The organism is Streptomyces sp. WAC 01529 (genome assembly GCF_003945545.1).
GTDB lineage: Bacteria > Actinomycetota > Actinomycetes > Streptomycetales > Streptomycetaceae > Streptomyces > Streptomyces anatolicus.
In genome coordinates, this window is sequence record NZ_CP029617.1 from 598,735 (window position 1) to 618,205 (window position 19,471).

Annotated in this window: 16 protein-coding genes and 1 pseudogene; 9 read left to right on the top strand and 8 right to left on the bottom strand. The window is 69.3% G+C overall.

Features of this window, described 5'->3' with window-relative positions; genetic code table 11:
* Positions 1–37: 37 nt before the first annotated feature.
* The 5 genes from DMA15_RS02450 to DMA15_RS02470 all read right to left on the bottom strand — a co-directional run bounded on the left by DMA15_RS02450 (position 38) and on the right by DMA15_RS02470 (position 6,186).
* Complete coding sequence (locus tag DMA15_RS02450) at positions 38–1,915, bottom strand: ATP-binding cassette domain-containing protein (protein ID WP_240659655.1); 1,878 nt, start codon at positions 1,913–1,915, stop codon at positions 38–40.
* Positions 1,916–2,022: 107 nt separating this feature from the next.
* Positions 2,023–3,435 (bottom strand): sulfotransferase, encoded by a 1,413-nt coding sequence (locus DMA15_RS02455; protein WP_125511009.1) that lies wholly within the window; start codon positions 3,433–3,435, stop codon positions 2,023–2,025.
* Complete coding sequence (locus DMA15_RS02460) at positions 3,432–4,061, bottom strand: sulfotransferase family protein (RefSeq protein ID WP_125511010.1); 630 nt, start codon at positions 4,059–4,061, stop codon at positions 3,432–3,434. The genes DMA15_RS02455 and DMA15_RS02460 overlap by 4 nt, the downstream gene beginning before the upstream one ends.
* Entirely contained in the window at positions 4,058–5,050 is a 993-nt protein-coding gene (locus tag DMA15_RS02465) for an NAD-dependent epimerase/dehydratase family protein (protein WP_125511011.1), read from the bottom strand. The genes DMA15_RS02460 and DMA15_RS02465 overlap by 4 nt, the downstream gene beginning before the upstream one ends.
* Positions 5,047–6,186, bottom strand: coding sequence for a glycosyltransferase family 4 protein (locus tag DMA15_RS02470; protein WP_164551665.1), 1,140 nt, complete (start codon positions 6,184–6,186; stop codon positions 5,047–5,049). The genes DMA15_RS02465 and DMA15_RS02470 overlap by 4 nt, the downstream gene beginning before the upstream one ends.
* Positions 6,187–6,830: 644 nt before the next feature.
* On the opposite strand from DMA15_RS02470, the gene DMA15_RS02475 reads away from it, so the two are divergent.
* The 7 genes from DMA15_RS02475 (at position 6,831) to DMA15_RS02510 (ending at position 14,698) form a co-directional block, all read left to right on the top strand.
* Entirely contained in the window at positions 6,831–7,733 is a 903-nt protein-coding gene (locus tag DMA15_RS02475; protein ID WP_125511013.1) for an HEXXH motif-containing putative peptide modification protein, read from the top strand.
* Positions 7,734–7,756: 23 nt separating this feature from the next.
* A complete protein-coding gene (locus DMA15_RS02480; RefSeq protein WP_125511014.1) occupies positions 7,757–8,926 on the top strand; it encodes a YcaO-like family protein in 1,170 nt (389 codons plus the stop codon).
* Between the two features lie 20 nt (positions 8,927–8,946).
* Complete coding sequence (locus DMA15_RS02485; protein ID WP_125511015.1) at positions 8,947–9,687, top strand: class I SAM-dependent methyltransferase; 741 nt, start codon at positions 8,947–8,949, stop codon at positions 9,685–9,687.
* Positions 9,684–10,544 carry a class I SAM-dependent methyltransferase gene (locus DMA15_RS02490; RefSeq protein ID WP_125511016.1) on the top strand — a complete coding sequence of 287 codons (861 nt, stop codon included), beginning with the start codon at positions 9,684–9,686 and terminating at the stop codon, positions 10,542–10,544. Before DMA15_RS02485 ends, DMA15_RS02490 begins: the two co-directional genes overlap by 4 nt.
* Before the next feature lie 25 nt (positions 10,545–10,569).
* Positions 10,570–11,448 carry a phytanoyl-CoA dioxygenase family protein gene (locus DMA15_RS02495; protein WP_164551666.1) on the top strand — a complete coding sequence of 293 codons (879 nt, stop codon included), beginning with the start codon at positions 10,570–10,572 and terminating at the stop codon, positions 11,446–11,448.
* A 1,172-nt stretch (positions 11,449–12,620) separates the two neighbouring features.
* The gene (locus tag DMA15_RS02505) at positions 12,621–13,877 is read left to right on the top strand and encodes a DUF4365 domain-containing protein (protein ID WP_125511018.1); all 1,257 of its coding nucleotides are present in this window, start codon (positions 12,621–12,623) and stop codon (positions 13,875–13,877) included.
* 215 nt (positions 13,878–14,092) lie between these two features.
* On the top strand, positions 14,093–14,698 hold the full coding sequence (locus tag DMA15_RS02510) for a hypothetical protein (protein ID WP_125511019.1): 606 nt from the start codon (positions 14,093–14,095) through the stop codon (positions 14,696–14,698).
* 362 nt (positions 14,699–15,060) lie between these two features.
* Here the strand turns inward: DMA15_RS02510 and DMA15_RS02515 are convergent, their stop codons facing one another.
* Positions 15,061–15,624 (bottom strand): hypothetical protein, encoded by a 564-nt coding sequence (locus tag DMA15_RS02515; RefSeq protein WP_125511020.1) that lies wholly within the window; start codon positions 15,622–15,624, stop codon positions 15,061–15,063.
* 107 nt (positions 15,625–15,731) lie between these two features.
* Between DMA15_RS02515 and DMA15_RS37265 the strand changes: the two are divergent.
* Positions 15,732–15,871 (top strand): annotated as a pseudogene (locus tag DMA15_RS37265) (transposase); the annotation flags it as partial.
* A 412-nt stretch (positions 15,872–16,283) separates the two neighbouring features.
* Here the strand turns inward: DMA15_RS37265 and DMA15_RS02525 are convergent.
* Positions 16,284–16,730, bottom strand: a complete 447-nt coding sequence (locus tag DMA15_RS02525; protein ID WP_125511021.1) for a DUF4383 domain-containing protein — start codon at positions 16,728–16,730, stop codon at positions 16,284–16,286.
* Between the two features lie 27 nt (positions 16,731–16,757).
* Positions 16,758–18,833: an MMPL family transporter gene (locus DMA15_RS02530; RefSeq protein WP_125511022.1), complete on the bottom strand. Its 2,076-nt coding sequence runs from the start codon at positions 18,831–18,833 to the stop codon at positions 16,758–16,760.
* A gap of 84 nt (positions 18,834–18,917) precedes the next feature.
* On the opposite strand from DMA15_RS02530, the gene DMA15_RS02535 reads away from it, so the two are divergent.
* Entirely contained in the window at positions 18,918–19,433 is a 516-nt protein-coding gene (locus DMA15_RS02535) for a MarR family winged helix-turn-helix transcriptional regulator (protein ID WP_125511023.1), read from the top strand.
* The last annotated feature ends 38 nt before the right edge of the window (positions 19,434–19,471 follow it).

The following is a 19,471-nucleotide window of genomic DNA, read 5'->3' on the forward strand; positions in this document are numbered from 1 at the left end:
CTTCACAGCACCTCCGTCGCCGGGGTCGGGGAACCGGTCACCGATCTTGTGACAGCTTGTGGAGTTCCGCGAACAGCTCGCCTCGCTCGAGGAGTTCATCGAAGGTTCCCTCCTCCGCGACGCTCCCCCCGGCCAGCACGACGATGCGGTCGGCGACGCGGGTGTTGGTGAGGTTGTGCGTGACGAACACGGCGGTCCGGCCTTCGGCCAGCGTCTTGAAGCGGCTGATCACCCGGTGTTCGGCACGCGGATCCATCGCGGAAGTGGGCTCGTCAAGGACCAGCACGCCGGCCTCTCGGTAGCAGGCGCGGGCGACGGCGAGGCGCTGCCACTGACCGCCCGAGAGATCGTGTCCGCCCCAGAACGACTTGGCCAGCAGTGTGTCGAGACCGTTCGGCAGTCCTGCCAGCACGCTGTCCGCGCCGGCCTCGCGGGCGGCAGCGTGTACGAGGTCGTCCTCGCCGCGGGCCTGACCGAGCGTGATGTTCTCTCTCGCGGCCATCGGCCACTTGGTGTAGTCCTGGGGCACCAGACCGACGCGCGACCAGACCGAGTGCGGATCCGCCTGGGCCAGATCGATGCCGTCCCAGCTGACCGTGCCGTGTGTGGGCAGGTAGAGGCCGGTGAGGAGGTGGGCGAGAGTCGTCTTGCCGGAACCGTTCTCACCCACCAGGGCGACGACCTCACCGCTGCGCAGGGTCAGGCTGACGTCGTGAACCGCGAAGGCGTTCGCCGGGCTGCCGGGGTGACGGTAGGAGACTCGGTGGGCGCGGATCTCCCGGGGGCCGGCCGAGTCGATCGCCAGCGGTCCACGCGTGGCGCGCAGGGTGTCGGCGAGAGCCAGGAAGCTCCGCCAGTCCTGGAGGTGGAGCGAGGTGCGGAACAGCCGGGCGCTCGCCACCACCAGGGAGTTGAGCGCGCCGGTGGAAGAGCGGACGGCGACCACGGCCGTGACGGCGACCGCGAGCGCGATGGTGCCGTTCATCGTCAGCAGCCCGACGGTGAGCCAGGTGAGGGTGAGCATGATGCCGGTCCCGGCCGCTCCGCCGAGTGTCACCAGCAGCACTCTGGGTGCGGCCGCCCGGTGCCTGGTCCTGATCCGCGTCGCGACTTGGGCGTACCACTGGCGCAGGAACGCGGCCATGGTGCCCGCCCTGACTTCGGCGGCCGTCCGGCGGTCCGTGCTGTGCTGGCGCAGGATGTAGCGCAGGCGGTTGTCGGCGAGGCTGGTGTGAGCGGTGTGGTGGGCGATACGAGCCGCGCCCAGAGCGGCCGCTCCCTTGGGAAGCATCGCGAGAACCAGCAGCGGCAGCAGCAGGGGGTTCAGCAGGGTGAGGACGGTCGCCGCGGCCGTCAACTGCGCCACCGCGGAGATCAATTGCTGCGCGTCGGCGATCAGGTCCTGCGTGGCCATCGCCCCCAGGCCGGCTGCCTGGAGCGAGTCGTTGAACTCCGGCTGGTCGTAAGCGGTCAGCTCGACCTCCGGGGTCTTGGCGAGGATGCGTTCCTCGGCGAGGGCGGTCACCTCCGGCCCCAGTTTCACCGCCGCGTACTGGGAGACCGCGTCCGACGCCGCCCGGGTGGCGGCCGCACCCGCCGCGATGAGCAGAGCCGGCACCGCGGCGTGCAGCCGCTCGCCGGCCTGGCCCTGCCCGACAAGGGCTCCGATCACCTGGGCGGTCGCGGCCAGGACCACCGCGGCGGAGGCAGCCGCGAGCAGTTGTGCCACCAGCAGTTGGAGGGCCGCCCACCGGTCGGCGGCCCAGCTCAACCGGGCGGCGGCGGCGATCGTGGCGGGCAGACGGGCCGCCATCTGCGCCAGACCCGCCGCCGCGACGTGGTCGTGATGCGGGTCGTCCCAGCCCAGGCGCAGTTCGGGCTGTTGAGCGGAGGTCGAGGGAGCATGGGTCGGCACCCGTGTCATCCTGCCGTCACTTCCGGTGCCGCACGGTGACACCGCACCGGGCCGCGCCTCTCCGGGCGCGGAAACCCCACGTGCGGATGACAGTGCGGTGGAGGATCTCACACCGCCGGGAACGGTCCCGGTGGAATCGGCCGGCCGAGAAAAGGGGCGAGCTTCTCCCAGCCCTCGCCCGCGCAGATGTCCAATACCAGCAGATCCCCGGGGCGCCGGGCGAAGTGACGCTGTACGCGGACGAGTTGTTCCTGGTAGGCCCGAGCCAATCGAACCGGGTCGAAGGTCTCCCCGCCACAGATCCGCGTACGGAACAGATACGCCGCCTCCCTGTGGGCGGCCCGCTCGGCCGCGGGCGCCCCCGCCGGCCAGCCGGTGTCCCAGAGCCGCTCCACCGCACGCAACCAGCTCTCCGTCTCCCGTACGGTGACGACGAACCGTGCCCGCGGATGCCGCGCGTCCAGTGCCGTCAGGGATGCGAGTGCGAAGACGCTCGTCAGGCCGTCGTAGTGCCGCAGCGCCGGGAAGTCACCGTCCCCGCGGCGCAGGGCCGCCAGGTCCGCCGCGCCCAACGGGTAGTGGGCGAGGTCGAAACCGAGCAGGTGGAGGGCCTCGACCAGGCTCCGGGTCGCCGTACCGGGCAGGCCGAGGGAAAATACCTTGGGCCGGTCGGCGGCGGGGCCAAGGGTCTGCGGGGCGCGGGCCACGGCCTTCCGGACCTTGGCCATGGTCAGCCGAGGACGGCTGGGCAGGCGCAGCTCCCCGACCACGCGGGCCGCCAGTTCGGGCAGGCCGTCGAGGTACTGGCCCAGCGCGTGCGGGGTGACATCTGCGGGTACCACCGAGCGGCTGTGCCGTATCGCCTTTCTGGCGACCACGAAGTCCAGGTCGTCTCCCCAGCTCAGCAGGGCCGACTCCAGCACCGCGTGTGCGCTTTCGGTACGGCTGCGCACCTCGCGCAGAGCGTACTTGGCGAAGATGTGGTGATAGTGCTGGAAGTGGTCGTGCAGGATGTGGAAGCCCTTCAGCTGCACATCGGGCTGGAGATGGCGTCGGGCGAGGTGCCGCCGGAACGCCTCGGGCCGCAGCATCGGCCCGCGCCCCGCCGCTGGTGCCTCCGCTTCGACATCCACCCCCCGCATCGCCCGGACCAGGTCGGTTCGGCAGATGTGCACCCCGCAGTGGACCCGGCCGCGGAACCGGTCGTGGACGAAGCAGTCGACGTATGCCAGGTCGTTGGCGTCGAGAAAGGGCCTCATGTCCTCGAGGATCAGGCAGTCGGCGTCGACGTGGACGACATGCGAGGCCTCGCCGTGGTCGATGTGCACCTGGCGGTCCACGGCACGGGCGAGCGGCCGGATGTTCTCTGCGATGTGAACCCGGCGTGGGCGGATGTGCCGGATCGCGAGGTCGAGAGCGAGGCGGGTGGTGCGCTCACCGACCGTGCGGAGCACCAGATCGACCGGACGGCCTGCGGGCGGTGACCAGTCGCCGGGGAGGGTGCGGATCGCGCCGCTCACGGCCGGTCCTGGGCGGGCGAGGGCCGGTTGACGTTCGGGAAGGGCTGGTCGGGGACCTGCTTGCCCAGGAAGGGGGCCAGCCGTTCGTAGCCCTCGCCACCGGCGATGTCGAGGACGAGCAGGTCGTCGTCCCGGCCCGCGAAGTGGTGCAGCACCCGCTCGACGTGACGGCGGTGGACGCGGGCGAAGCGTTCCGGGTTGAATTCGAGACACCCGTAGACGGCAGCACGCAGGAAGCGCTGCATGTCCGGATACCCCTCGCCACGGTCGGTCTTGCTGTCCACCGGTCGTGCCCAGTGTGTCGCGCACGAGCGCAGCCAGGCCTGCTCCTCCCGGACCGTCAGGATGAATTTGGCTCCGGGCCAGTCGAGATCGAGTTCCTCGTAGTACGGAACCACGCTGATGTCAGTGATCCCGTCATGGTCCGCCAGCAGCGGAAAGCGCCCGGTGCCCGCGAGCAGGGTCCGGTAGGTGGCGGGGTCGGAGGGGTAGTGCACGATGTCGAAACCCAGGGTGCGCAGCGCGGCGGTCAGCGAGCGGGTGCCGGTGCGCGAGAGGCCGATACCGAAGACCTTGGGACGACGACGGGAGCGGTGCGGTGCCGCACCGGTAATCCCACCGGTCACGTGACACCCCTCCACGTGGCTCGTGGGCCGGTGCTTCCGGACTCGGGCCGACGCGCCAGATCGATGACGGTCTGGTCGGCCATCGCCGCCAGACCGTCGTCCAGCTCCGTGCGGGGCCGATATCCGAACGCCCGCGCCGCCAGGGCGATGTCGGCCGCGGTGTGCCGGGCCTCGCCGCGGCCGCCGGGCCGTGGATCCAGGTTCACCGGGCCGACGAGACGCTCGACGGCCGCGATGGCGTGCTTCATGGACACCGGGGCGTCACCGCCGAGGTTGGCCACGCCGGTGAAAGAGGAACCGGCCGCGTCCCGCATCGCCGTGACGACATCGCGCACGTAGGTGAAGTCGCGGATCTGCTCGCCGTTCCCGTGGAGCGGGAAGGGCCCGCCGGTCAGAGCTGCCTCGATCAGCCGGGCCAGGGCCATGTCGGGCCTCTGCCGTGGGCCGTACACGCTGAACAGGCGTAGTGACACCGCGGGCAGGCCAAAGGACATCCGATAGATCTCGCACAGATGTTCCGCCGACAGCTTGGTCACGCCGTACGGCGTGAGCGGCCGGGGGCACACCGACTCACTCGTGGGAATGACCGGGGCGTCGCCGTACACGGAGGAACTGGAGGCGTAGACGAACTTCCGCAACGGTCGGTCCCGCACTGCTTCCAGGAGCCTTTGCGAGGCGAGCACATTGCGACGGGCATACAGCTCGAAGTCCTTTCCCCAGGAAGGCCGTACGCCTGGTTGACCGGCCAGGTGGTAGACGACATCCGCTCCGTCGAGGAGGGGTTCGAGAGCGGCTTCCAGCAGGTCCCCGCGGCGGAAGGTGAAGGACGGGTGCGGGATCAGGTCGCGCAGGTTGCGGTCTTTCAGTGCCGGGTCGTAGTAGTCGGTGAGCGAGTCGATGCCGAGGACGCTGTCACCGGACGCGAGCAGGTGAGCGCAGAGGTGGGAGCCGATGAAGCCGGCGGCGCCGGTCACCACGGCCCGCGTCAAGGCCGCGGCCCTGTTGTGTCGCCGAGCCCGGCCAGCACCCGGTCGGCCCGGATCCGCCAGGTGTGCCGGTCGTGGAGCTGCCGTCTTGCCTCGCCGCCCAGGGTGGCGCGCAGGTGCGCATCACCGACGAGCCTCTTGACCGCGGCCGCCCAGGCTTCGGCGGAGTCCGGCGGGCAGAGCAGGCAGTTGACTCCGTCGGTCAGGATCTCCCGGAGTACCGGCAGATCCGAGGCGATGACGGCCTTGCCGTAGGACATGTACTCGAACAGCTTCATCGGCGATACCCAACGGCTGATCTCGCCCACGCCTCCGGCACAGTACGTCCGGCGCTGGTAAGGCGCCAGGGCGATGTCGAACGCACGCTGGTAGGGCGCCAGCTCGGCAGGCGGCAGATGCCCGTGGAAGTAGACGTTGGGGCGTGTGCAGCGGCTCTGCCAGTGGGCGCGGTCGGCCGCGGTGCCGCCGACGAGGTGGAAGTCGGCCTCGGGTACGCGGGCGGCGAGTTCGAGAATGACGTCGGTGCCACGCCCCGGGTACAGATGACCGACGTAGCCGATCTTCGGTGCCTCCGGGCGGCCCGGCAGGTCCGCCACCGGCCCGTCGGCCGGAGCGGGGTCGGCACAGTCATGAGCCGTCACCAGATCCGCCCACCGCGACGAGTCGAGCTCCGGAAAGACGCGACGGTAGTCGTCGGCGAGCGCCTGTGAGACGAAAACCACGCGTCGCAGGTTCCTTCTGCGGAACAGGACGCCTTCGATCCTCCGGACGATCCGTCGCGGCCACATCAGATGCGTCTCGTACACCAGAGGGGTCTGGCCCGACGAGACGAGCAGGGCGCGCAGGTCTCGTCCGTACAGCAGATCGGGGGTGCCTCGTCGGCGGAGGTCGGCGCGGATCCGCCAGGCACGGATCCATACGCCGAGCCCCCGCAGGCCGGGCTGAGCGATGCTCCGCACCTCGAATCGGTTGCGGGTGCCGTAGTAGCGGTGCACGTCGCCGGCGGGCACGGTCCCCGGCAGCGCGTAGAGGACGACCTCGTGCCCCGCGTCGGTGAAGGCATCGCACATCCGCATGACGTGGACGCCGTTCGCGTAGACGGAGGGGATGCTGCCGGAGTGCAGGTAGGCGATCCGCATGACTGGATGGGCCTCCGAGATGCCGGTGAGGGACACCCATGCTCCGCAGCGGGGCGTCGGGGCACAATGCCCGCCACCGGGCGGCCGTGGCACACAGGGGCGCACGGCAGCGCACGGGCGGGCCCGGCCTCACCCTTGCCAGCCAGATTTGACGGGCCGACAGAGCCCATGGCGCCCCACACGTCACACGCGCATCGACAAGGGCCGGTCACCGGAACGCCGTTCGCCTGTTCCATGCCGTGGCGGGCAGGCCGGAGCACGGAAACCCGGACCTGTCCGGTTCCCGCACCGGCCTGTCTCCCCCGATGGTGTGCCGTCCTGGTGTGCGGTACTTCTGATCGGGGCGTCACCCGACGCTTCCACCGGGCCCGCGAGCAGCCATGGAGGACATCGTGGAGAACGAGGACATCGAGCAGGTCACCGAGGAACTCCCCGAGTACGCGCTCATGATCGACATTCCGGACCAGGACTGAGCGGTCCGGACAGGTCGCACCCCGCCCGTTGTGCCGGTGCTCCTGTCGGCGAGGTTCGTTCCGTCGGAGCCACGGCAGTCCGGCGGAGGACGGGCCTTGCCGGACATAGCACCGGCCCCTCCCCCGTCGAGTTCCTTGCCCCGGAGAGAGTGAACGCGTGGAGGTGAGCAGTTGCTGCGAGTAGCACCCGACACGCGCGAGGCGGTGCGCGATGAGGGAGCGGTCCATCGAGTGGTCTGTTCCGTCCTGACGGCGGCGGGACTCCCCGCGCCGCCGCAGGCGCATCCCGCCGTGGTGGCCGCCGCGTTCGCCCTTCGGACGGAGCCAGGACTCGCTCCTTCGGCGATCTTGCGCAGCGTGCGTGGCGCCGAGGCCCGCGAGAGCCTGGCGCCCGCGGAGCCGTCCCCCCACCTCGTCCGATCGGTGACCCGCGCACTGTCCGCACTGCCAGACGGAGCCGACGCCTCCGAGGGCTCCCGGGTGACGTCCTGGCAGCGATCGGACCGGGCCGTGCTTGACGAGAGCGTCGCGCGGCTGGCGGCCACCTGGCCGCTGATGCTGAGCGAACTGCGCATCGGTGTCGCGCAAGTGGCTCTCTTGGAGGGCCCGGCGATCGACGGCTTCACCGACTTCACGACTCATGGCGCCATCTACGTCAACCGGTCGCGGCTGCGCACCAGTCCTCGCGGGCTGCCCGGTCCGGTGCGGTGCGCGGAGGCACTGGTGCACGAAGGCACCCACACCCGCTGCAACGCCGCCCAGCTGACGGCTCCGTTCCTCACCCCGGCAGCGGACTCCGCACATCCCCTGCGCACCCCCCTGCGCGCCGATCCCCGGCCTGTGGCGGGGCTGTTCCAGCAAATGGTCGTCCTGGCCCGGAGCAGCGCGCTCTACGCGCTGCTTCTCGGCGGCGACACCACGGCCGCGGACGCGCTGGACGCCCGCCGGGCCCTGCTGGTGAAGAGGGCGCGGCAGGCGATCGACACCCTGCGGGACCGTACCTCGCTGCTCACCGGACACGGGCTAAGCGTGCTGGAGGAGTGTTCCGCCTTGCTGAGGACCATCGCCGACTGACCCGACACCCCGGAGCCACGCCGATGCCACAGCCCGCAGCTCCCTCCTCACCGACCGCGTGGGAACCTCAGGTCTTCGTACCGTTCCCCGTCGAACCCGCGGTGTTCTTCGGGCGGGTCGCGGCCCGCAGCGCGCTGTTCGCCGCCACGGACAGCGCCGGGGGCGACCACGTCCTGATCGGCAGCGCTTCGGGGGCACACCCCGAGGACGTCGCCGTACGGGCCCGCGGCGAGCTGCTGGAGCGCCTGGGCAACGTGCTGGCGGCCCGCGCCGCCGAGGAGGCCTGCACTCTCCTCGCCGATCACGCCGAGCTGGTCCGTCGAGGCGCTCCCGCCCTGGACCCCGCGCCCTGGTCCGGGCCGGACACCCGAAGCGTGCGCCAGCTGTGGGTCACCGGGCACTCCCTGCTCTCCGGTTCGGAAGTACTGGTTCCGGCAGGTCTGGCCTACCTGCAGCACCGTCCGCCCGCGGGTTGCGCGGCGCCCGACCGGGCCGGCTCCACGGGCCTCGCGGCCCACCCCGACCCGGGCACCGCCGTCGAGCATGCCGCCTGGGAGACACTCGAACGCGATCTGCTCCGCCGGAGCTGGCAGGATCCGGCACGGCATCCGCCCCGCCACCGGCCCGTGCACGACGAACTGCCCCTCCCCCTACGTCGCGTATGCGAGCACCTCGGACTGCGGGCGACCGCCTTCACCCTGCCCGCGCCCGGCTTCCACGCCGTCGCGATCTGTCTGCACACGCCCGAGCACACCGAGCAGACCTTCGGTGCTCGTTGCGGCCCTTCAGGGCAGGAGGCGGAGCTGATCGCCCGCGCGGCCCACGAGGCGCTCATGGTCCGCTGGAGCATGAGCACGTCGGCGGCCCGACGGGTCCGTGGGCGGTCCTTACCCGGCAACGGGCCGGTCTCCGCGGTCGAGCACGCGGTGTGGACGTATCTCGGCTGCCAGGACGCGATGGCGCGTTGGCTGCCGCACACCACGGCGGACCGGTGCCCGACCGGGCAGGGGCCGGTGGACCCTGTGCGCCTGCTCTCCGAGCACACCGGCCAGGACGTGATCGCGGTCGACACGACCCCCGCCGCGTTCGCCGCCTCCGGTACGGCCGTCGTCCGGCTGATCGCCCCCGGCGCCCTGCCGCTGCCGTCCGCCTCTCCCATCGGCTCGCGTATTCCGCCGCACCCCTTCGGCTGAACCACTCACAGAGGAGCAGCATGCCCCCGAGTCCCGATTACGCGGACCTGGCCGACCACTACGACGACTGGTTCACCCCGCCGACGGCCACCACCGACGCGACGGTGTCCCTGCTCGACCGGCTGGCGGCGACCGCACCGGAAGGTCCCATGCTCGAACTGGGCATCGGCACAGGGCGGATAGCCCTTCCGCTCGCGGCGCTCGGGCACGACCTCCACGGCATCGATGCCGCGAAGGCCATGGTCGAACAACTCCGCGCCAAGACCGGGGGAACCGAAATCGCCATCAGCATCGGCGACTTCTCCGATGTGGACCACGACGGCCGGTTCGGGATGATCTACGTGGTCAACGGCACGTTCTCCGAGCTGACCTCCCAGGAAGCGCAGATCCACTGCCTGGCCCGGGCCGCGGCGCGGTTGCTCCCGGGCGGGCTCTTTGTCCTGGACGCGCATCTTCCGGAGGTCCTGGCCGTCGGAGCCGGGGCTGATGCCCAGCCCGTCCGGGCGGCCGGCGGCGACGCGGTCACTCGTATCCGCCGGATCCACCCGGCGACCCAGCGCTACACCTCCGACTACAAGGTCGTCCACGACGGCGAGGTTCGGCACATCCGGGTGGCCTTCCGCTACGCCTCTGTCGGTGAACTCGACCTGATGGCCGCCATGGCCGGCCTGCGACTGCGCCAACGGTTCGGCGGCTGGTCCGGGGGCCCGTTCACCGACAGCAGCAACTACCACGTCAGCGTGTACGAGCTGCCGGCATGAGCGCGGCCGACTTGCCCCGTGGGGCTCGTGACGCAGAGGCGTACCTGCGCAACAATCGCGAACTGTGGCGCCTGTGGACGCCATTGAAGGCCGCGTCGGCCCAGTACGACCTGGCCGGTTTCCGGGTCGGCGGCTCACGCATGCGCGCACTTGAACGTGCTGAGGTCGGCGAGGTGCGCGGCCGCTCGCTGCTGCACCTGCAGTGCCATGTCGGCATCGACACACTCTCCTGGGCGCGGCTGGGTGCCCGGGTGACCGGTGTCGACTTCGCCGCCGAGGGCGTGGCGACGGCGCGCTCCCTGGCCGCCGACATCGACCCGTCGGCGGTCTTCGTGGAGGCGGATGTCCTGGCACTGCCCGACCATCTGGACGGCCATTTCGACATCGTGTACACCTCTCACGGTGTGCTGGGCTGGCTGCCCGATCTGCGCCGCTGGGCCGAGGTCGTCGCCCACTTCGTCGCACCGGGCGGCTTCGTCTACGTCTTCGAGTCCCATCCCGCGGCCTGGATGCTCGACAACCGCCTCGACACAGCCGAATTACGCCTCCGCTACTCGTATTTCGGTGAACCGGAGCCCCTTTCCTTCGAGTACCGCAGTCCAACAGCTGTACCGGACCGCGAGGTACCAGGAGTCGAATACGCCTGGGGACACTCACTCGGCGAGATCGTCAGCGCCCTGGCGTCGGCGGGACTGACCATCGAATTCCTTCACGAATGGCCCTTCGTGGCTTGGCGAATGCTCCCCTGCATGGTGGAGCACGACGACTACTGGTGGCGGCTGCCGGATGGCCTGCCGTCCATACCCCTGTCCTTCTCTCTCCGTGCTTCCAAGCCACCCGCCCAACAGCGGTTCTGAGACAGGGAGAAGCAGCGTGCCCGCCGTGACGTCACACCGCTCCCTCGACGCACTCGATCTCCGCCACGTCCTCGACGGCCGGATGGTGGTCGTCCGGGACGGTCTCGCACAGCTCACTCCCGCAGGATCATGGACCCGGGCGGCACTGGCAGCCATCGCCTCCGCCGTCTCGCCGGAGGCCGCCGAGCAGGTGTCGGAGCGAGGGCTGGAGCACATCCACACCGTCGCCGACATCGACCAGTTGCGCGCCGTCCGCGACGACCTGGACCGTCGCCTCAGACCCGCCGCACGTCACCTGCTGCTGCGCTTCGCCGACCTGCTCCCGCCGCAGAGCCGCAAGGTGTACGTCAGCGACCACTTGGGTGTACGGATCATGCCCCCAAGGGCCACTGTCCACGGCCGGGAAGAAGAACTGGGCGGGTACACCGGCTTCATGGTCCCGACCGGCGCCCACGTGGACTCGTGGTTCAACACAGCCGTCAATTCCGTCAACCTCTGGATGGCTCTCAGCCGGGTCCGCCGCGACAACGGCCTGCTCATCTGGCCCGGGGCATATCGGCGCTCGCTGCTCCACGAGGGGGTACGCCTGCTCCCCGACCAAGCGGTCGGCGAACCGGTGGAAGTCCAGCTCGACCCGGGTGACCTGCTGCTCTTCGCAGGCGACCATCTCCATGCCACTCGTCCCAACAGTGGGCCGGAGACCCGGTGGGTGGTCACCAAGCGCGTCTGCCTCGGCCCACCCCGCTACCACCCGCGCGCCACCGGCTGGGTGCCGTACCTCGATCCGCGCCTGCTCGGCACACCGCTTCGCCCCCTGGCACCGCTGCGGTCGGTTCTGACCGCCGGACGCGCCCGCCAACTCGTTCGTCAGACCCGCCGCCGTGTCAGCTCGCGCGGAACTTGAGCATGTGCGGAGTACCACTCGGTGCTCCGCACGACTTCCCACTATTGGCCGCTCCCTGCCGCCTGTGCAGTGGCTACCAAGATCCGGACCAGCTCCGGACCCGCCACCGCGTCCCGGTTCCTCCCATCGCTATCCGGGCACCGCGCCCTGACTGACGCGGTCCCACTCCTGCATGGACTGCTCAATCAGCCGGTTGGCCTGCTCCCCGACGCCATCCAGGAACTTGCCGTAGTACCGGAAGAGGACCTCGATACTCTGGCCCGCGCGGCGAGCGCATTAAGCGGGGTCCACACCGGAGTACAGCCAGAACGAGATCCCGGCGTGCCGCAGATCGTAGGGCCGCTTGGCCAGCCCGGAGGCGAGTTCCGTGCGGGACAGGACATGCTTCCGTGCCCGCGCCCACGTAATGCCATACGCAGACGCGTCCACGTAGTTGCCGGCCTGGTTCCGGAACACCCGACCGTCCGGCGCCCCGCCGAACCGATTGATGTGCGCCCGCAGGACGCACACGAACTGCGGCGGGATAGGCACCGGCCGGGTCGCAGTAGCCGCACGGCGCTCAAGCGAGTGCACCTCGCGCACCGCGCCGTCGTCCCGGGTCCCCCTCCTCGCTGACTGTCAGAGCGTTCCACCTGAACCCGTTGAGAGGGTTCATCGCGAAGTAACCCTTCTCCACTGCGGTGTTGAGCACTTGGTTGAACGCAGCCCGCTTGCACCGCGCCGTCTTGGCCGCAGCCGCCTTGCCGTCCAGCTTGTGACACAGGGCGTACAGCACCCCTCGCAGCACATCTGCTTCCTCGAGAGCACTGACGGGCAAAGAGTTTCGCTTCAGCCACTTCAAGGCCTTCCGCCAGTCCTCGGTCGGCTCTTGGGCCCATGCGTTCTTTTTGAACGCCCACGAGTACAAGGCGCGCGCCGCAGTACCCGCGGCTCCGGATATGTTGAGCCAGGGTGCGCCAGGGCAGGTGTTTCCCGGTGTGTGGTCCCACCGTTGGTCGAGCTCACCGAGCTGGGCCTTCGTCGCTGTCGAGCTGTGCCAAACCAATCCGTAGCGGGCTCCTGCATCCCTCCTCCAAGGTCCGATGTCAGAGGCGTGAGGCAGGATGATGGGGAAAAGACTGCCCCGGAACCCACCCGGCGCAGGCGAGGGGGTCTCGGGGGGGGAGAGTGGTATGCCGAAAATCCCGAAAGGGCGACGCGTGGGGCAGGCGGCTGTGAACGCGCTGCGCGCCCTGCTTGAAGAGCACGATCACATCGTTCAAGAGATATCCGGGCAGAACGACTTCGGTGAGGACCTCTACGTCACCTTTACCGACAACGGAGATGTCAGCAGCGACACGATCAAGGTCCAGGTCAAGGGTGGGGAAAGCTGGCGCCGAGGCAACGGTTACTCGGTGCCTGTCGACCACCACGGTGACACCTGGGCAGACGGAAACATCCCTGTCTACTGTGTGGTGTACGACCCGGACACCAAGCGACTGCACTGGGCGAACGCCACCCAACAGCTCCGCCGACTCGGTCCGCTCAACCCACCACGCTTCGTCGGCGTCAGCCCCAACGCGGTGTTGAACGACACCACCATGGAGTTCTTCGTTGCTCAGGCCCGCCGCTATGTCGGGCGCTACCGAGGACGACAGGCCGTCCTCACCCACCTGGGCGAGATGTCCGGAGTCGAATTCGACCCGGCGGATCACGTTCTGCACTTTGTCAACGGCGACGATGAGGACCTCATCTTCTGGAAACGTCCGGGGGATGCGGTGGCGACGCTGCTGCTCAGCACCCAAGGCTGGGACCCGGTTCTCGTCAGCCTTGAGTCCCTGATGTCCTCCGAGCTTCCGATGCCGAATGACGGTAGAGGCGGCGGACCCGCCGACCCCGACCTGTGGACCGCCGAGGACCTGGAGCTGAGTCGATCCGAGACCATGTGGGTAGCCTCATGCTTCATCTCCACCCGGCAAGCGGACGAAGGGCCCGAAGGCGATCTTGTCGGCACCGTCGATTGTGACGGGTGTCCGAGCTGTACAGGCGAGGAGCACGGGAGGATCGAGGCGGACGTGATCCATGACTACGTCCTTGCCCGAATTCTCGAACGCATCGCAGCCGAGCCCGACTTGATGCAGCGCTCGATTCTGGCCCTGCGCGAGGACGGCGAGCTCGAACCGGAGATCGTCGCCGAACTGGGCCCTCTTGAATCCGAACCTCGCATCGTCCGCCAGGTGAACAAGCTGAGCCGGGCGAGGGTGGCAACGATGGACGACATCGAGCCGGAGGCATTCCGGCTGGCCATCCTTTACCTGATCCGCTGCATCTACGTCGGTGGCCCTTCGCTCCCCCTTGACGAGCAGGTCCGAATAGTCTGGCGCATCCCCGTGCCGGGCTCCACGGCGGCATCCATGGGGATCCAGAACAGGGTTTCGGCCGCTCGGTGACAAGTCCGAGTCGGGTGAAGCGCGCAGGCGGCCGCAGCACAAGTATCGACTGCCCAGCATCACGACGGCTCAATGCCGGCAGCTTAGCGATGGCCGCTGACATCCAGGGCCGGCTCAGGAGGGGATTCCTCCCAGGCTGGCCCTTCGTCGTGTCCGGGGTCGTGTCACGCACGTGCCTCTACAGCCATGCCTCACCGACCTGACAGACTGCGGCTATGAAGCAGTCTGCCTGTCGACCGTTAAGCCCGCGACCCATACCTCCGCTCCATGGCGACGAGTCGGTCGTCGGCGTCCCGGACGCCACCGTGGTCGACTTCTGGCGGTTCGCCATGCCGGACCTCCGTATGAACAACACACGCGGCCTGTTCGCCGAATTCCTGGTCCACCAGGCGGTCGGCTCCCGCGAGCCCCGGGTGGAGTGGGCAAGCCACGATGTCGAGACGGATGACGGACTGCGCATCGAGGTCAAGGCCGGTGCCTATCTGCAAGCCTGGGAGCAGCGCACACCCTCTCAAGTCCGCTTCAGTGGGCTTCGGGCTTGCACATGGTCATCCGAGGGCGGTTACTCGGATGCGAAGTCGTACAACGCCGACGTCTACGTGTTCGCCGTCCAAACCGCCCGTGAACACGCTGACTACAACCCACTCGACACGGCCCAGTGGAAGTTCTACGTACTCTCCCGCCCAGCAGTCGCTGCCCTGGACGCGGACAGCGTCAGCCTGAGTACCGTTAGGGCGGCGGCCGGTCCACCCATGTCCTTTGCCGCCCTCAACGACTGCATCCGATCGGCCGATCCCCGCCCCGGGACCAACGGTGGTTGACGAGCGAAGTCCGTGCCACAGCCGTGCCAGATACAGGGGTTAGCCGCGGTCAGCACCAGTGTTCGCGGTCTAGTACTCGTCTGCCGGCGAAGCCGCAGCTCAGCCGTAAGGTCCGCCAGCCTCTCTCCTGAAGTGGTTGTCCAGACCGCTCACCGAGTCCACACGCACTGGAACTCTTCGGCCGGGAGGGCCTCCAGCGGATCCTGTCCAAGATCGATTCCACCAACACCGAAGCGACCCGGATGTCACTTAAAGTGATCGCATCACAGAAGTTGAGCCAGAGCTGAGTTCGGCCCTCACGGGTTGTTGCCGTCGACGTCCTTCGCCCGTCTGGTCTGCCCGTGCGTCGAGCGACCGTGCTGTCAGTCGGACACGATGTGGAGGATCGCCGTACCGTCCTCGCCGGTCGCCGCCTGGATCACCACGGCGTCGGGCTGGGAACTCGGCCGGGTGGCGTCCCCCAGACCGCCGCAGGAGTTCCCGCTTCCGTTGTTGCGGAGGACCGTGATGCACCCTTGCCCCGGGCCGGTCGCCCTGCCCCGGGAGTGGCCGTTGCCCGACTTCACTGTGTATTCGACCTTATTCGGGCCAACCTCGCTTACGGACAGGGTCGCTGGACCGGCCGGGCCCTTGAAACGGAGCGTCGCCGGCTCGGATACCGCGATCTCGCAGTTGCCGTCCGCGCATGCGGTGACGTCATGCCCGTCCGCCGCCGACACCGACGGCTTCGCCGACGGCTGCCCGGAGGAGGGGCGTTTGGGCGGGGACTTCGAGGTCCGCTGATCAGGTGAGGATGCCCCGTCGGTCTCGTCCGAGCCGCTGCAGCCGGGCACCATCAGGCCGACCAGTGCGGCAAGTACGATGCCCGTTGCGCACCGCTCCGCACGTCCTGCCCGCAGCCTGCGTGCCGATGGTGTCGCGGCCATGATGTTTCCCCCATGCCCGGCCTGCCTCGGTTCGGTTCGGTTCGGTTCGACTGCCAGTCTTCCCTCTTGTCATCGTCGTCACGCGCTACGGCGGCAGGAAGGAAAAAGTGGGTCGTCCGCCGGTGTCGACGCGGCGGCAGTTGATCGACGGCATACGGTGGCGGACCCAGACCGGTGCTCCCTGGCGCGACGTGCCGGAACGCTACGGACCGTATACCGGGTCTGCGACCTGTTCCGGCGCTGGCAACGCGACGCCACCTGGGCCCGCATCGTCACCCGGCTCCAGGCCGAGGCCGACGCGCAGGGTCTGCCGTCGAGAGCGCCCAGCCCGGTCCCTGCGGAGCGCCTTCGCAACCGTCGGAAGCTAGGCGACTGTTTTGGTCGCAGCTCTCAATGAATGGCTGTGACCAGCACTGTGCGACAGGCCCCAGCTGCACGAGGCGTTGCCGGCATCTTGCGACAGTTCGGGTGCCCGAAGTGCGGGCCACAGTGGTCGCCAGCACGCCCTCGAACAATGCCCGGTACTGCTCCCTGGACACCAGTGACAAGCCCTCGCCACGCGAGCCCATTGCCAACACCAGGGCTGCCAGGGCGGCTTTCTCGCCAGGCGGCCGGTGGGGCGCACGAGGCCACCCGTGCACTCCGCCGGTCCCCGGGGTTCAGCGGGTGGCCGCGGGTGTGGTGCGGCGGGTGAGCAGGACGCCGAGAGCGATCATGCCGACGCCGAGAACGAAGTGGAGCCAGTTGTCCGCGGTGTTGACGGGGACGAAGTTGGCGGCGCTGTCGTGGTCGATGATCAGTCCGTAGATCCACAGCACCAGGTAGATGGTGCCGCCGCCGATGAGGTAGTTGCGGGCAGCCGGGGCGGTGCGGGCCATAGCGATGCCGGCGATGCCGAACAGCAGGTGGACGATGTTGTGCAGGGTCGACACCTCGAACAGGCCGAGGAGTCTGGCGTCGGAGTGGTGGGAGGCGAATTCCATGGTGTCGTAGTCGGTGGTGATGCCGGGGATGAAGCCGAGGATGCCGACCAGCAGGAACACGGCGCCGACGGCGAGGGCGGCCTGCTGGACACGGGTGCGCGCTGCGCGGGTGGGGGTGGTCATGACCGTCAGTCCTTTCGGTGGATTCGTTCAGGGTTGGATGGCGCGGTTGGGCCACCACACGGTGGGGCCGATGTGGCGGACGAGTGCGGGGACGAGCAGGGAGCGCACTACGAGGGTGTCGAGCAGGACGCCGAAGGCGACGATGAAGGCGATCTGCGCCATGAAGGCCAGCGGGATGACGACCAGGGCGGCGAAGGTGGCGGCCAGGACGACACCGGCGGAGGTGATGACGCCGCCGGTTGCCGTGAGTCCTCTCAGGACGCCTGTGCGGTTGCCGTCGCGGCGGGCCTCTTCACGGACCCGGGTCATGAGGAAGATGTTGTAGTCCACGCCGAGCGCGACGAGGAAGACGAACCCGTACAGCGGTACGGAGGCATCGGTGCCGGAGAAGCCGAAACCGTGGGTGAAGACCAGGGCGGTCACCCCGAGGGTGGCCAGGTAGTTCAGCGCGACGCTGGCCACCAGCAGCACGGGCAGCAGCACGCTGCGCAGCAGCGTGACGAGGATGAGCAGGATGATGACCAGGACCAGGGGGATGATCAGGGTGCGGTCGTGGGCTGAGGTCTGCTGGGTGTCGTACTGCTCGGCGGTGTAACCGCCCACGAGTGCGTCGGCACCGCTGACGGCGTGGACGGCTTCGCGCAGGCGCGGAATCGTCTGCTTGGCCGCGTCGCTGTCCGCGGCCGCCGTGAGCGTTGCGTCGATACGTACCCGGCCGTCGACCACGGCGGGTTTCCCCGCCCCAGGCCGGCCGCCTTCGCCCGTCGGCACCGCCTGGTCGACCCCTTGTGTCTCCTCGACCGCGGCGATGACCTGCTGGGTGCGGTCGGCGCGGGCGATGATGACCGCCGGGTTCCCGGCGCCGGCCGGGAAGTGCTCCGCCAGGGCCTTCTGGCCCGCGACGGAGCGGGCGTCATTGATGAAGATCTCATCCAGCGGCACGCCCTGCGCTTTGAGCAGGGGCGAGAACGCGGCGCACGCTGCCAGCGCGACGAGCGTGGCGGCCCAGATACGCCGCGGACGGCGGTCGACCACCGCGGCGACGCGCTGCCACACCTCCCGCCGCTCGGACCGACCGGCGGCCGCCGGCTGGGGGCGGGCGGGCCAGTAGGCGGTGCGGCCCAGGAGCACCAGCACCGCCGGGAGGAAGGTCATGGCGGCGATCACGGCGCAGACGACGCCGATGGCTCCCACCGGGCCGAGAGCCTGGTTGTTGGTCAGGTCGCTGACCAACAAGGCCAGCAGTCCCAGCGCGACGGTGGCGGCACTTGCGGTGATCGCTCCGACCGAACGCCGCCACGCCACCTTCATCGCCGCCCACCGGTGGTGACCTGCGGTGAGCTCCTCGCGGAACCGGGCGGTCAGCAGCAGCGCGTAGTCGGTGGCCGCGCCGATGACCAGGATGAACAAGATGCCCTGCACCTGACCATCGACGCGTACGACGTCCCGGTCGGCCAGCGCGTACACCACGGCGGAGGCCAGCGCGAGCGCGAAGACGGCCGTCACGATCACGATCAGCGGCAGCAGCACACTGCGGTACACCACCAGCAAGATCACAAGCACGACGCTCAGTGCCACACCGAGCAGGACTCCGTCGATCCCGGCGAACGCCTTCGACAGATCCGCCTGTGTCGCAGCCGGCCCGGTGACGTACGCGCGGGCGCCGGGCACCTGCTCGGCGACCTCCCGGATGGTGTCGATGGCCGGCTGCACCTCCTCGCCCAGGTCGGCCTTCAACGGCACCACTGCCTGCAGGGCCCGGCCGTCCTTGGAGCTGATGGCGGGGCTGCCAGGTCCCGCCGCCCCTTCAACCTTCCCCGCTGCCTGTACGGCTTTCGCGGCCTGCTCCCGCTGCCCGGCGGTGATCTTCCCGGAGTCAAAGACCCACACGACGATCGCGGGGACGGTCTCATCCGTCTGGAACTGCCGCTGCAACTCATTGACGCGGGTGGACTCGGCCGCCTCCGGCAGGAAGGCCGCCTGATCATTGGTGGCGACCTGGCCCAGCTTGCCGGCGAACGGGCCCATCGCGCCCCCCGCCAGCAGCCACAGCACCACGGCCAGCGCAGGAAGCAGCCAGTGCCACCGGCCAGATCTCGACATCAACGTCCTCCGCATCCCTCAGGGGCAGGCGGTCACCGCGTACCCCTCCCAGCCCACCACAATCTTTGTCATTGAGATACTTCTGTGGTGGATAGCCTTTCGGATGTGCCGCCGACCGATCTGCAGACCTTCGCCGTACTCCTGAGGCGCCTGACCAGCGAGCTCAGCAACGTCACACACGCCTTCGCGCACGCCCAGGGGCTGCATCCCACCGATGTGCAGGCGCTGATCGTCATCCTCGACGGCCCCGCCGCCGGCACATCACCGACCGAGCGGCAGCCTGTGACTCCCGGAATGCTGCGGGAGCACCTCGGGCTCACCTCAGGTGCCGTCAGTGCCTGCCTCGGCCGCCTGGAGGCATCCGGTCACATACGCCGCGTCCGTGAGGCAGCCGACAAGCGCGTCGTCCACCTCTACTACGAGCCCAAGGCCCGCGAACTGGCCCGCGCCTTCTTCGCTCCCCTCGCGCAGGCCACCGACACCGCACGCTCGCAGTTCACCGACGAAGAACTGCAAACCGTCGTACGCTTCCTCGCCGCCATGAACACCCAGCTCACCCTGCTACGCCAACGCCCCGGCCAAGCCGACACCCAGAATTGACTCCCCCCGCCCTGCTACGTGCGCATCCGCCCGTCTGC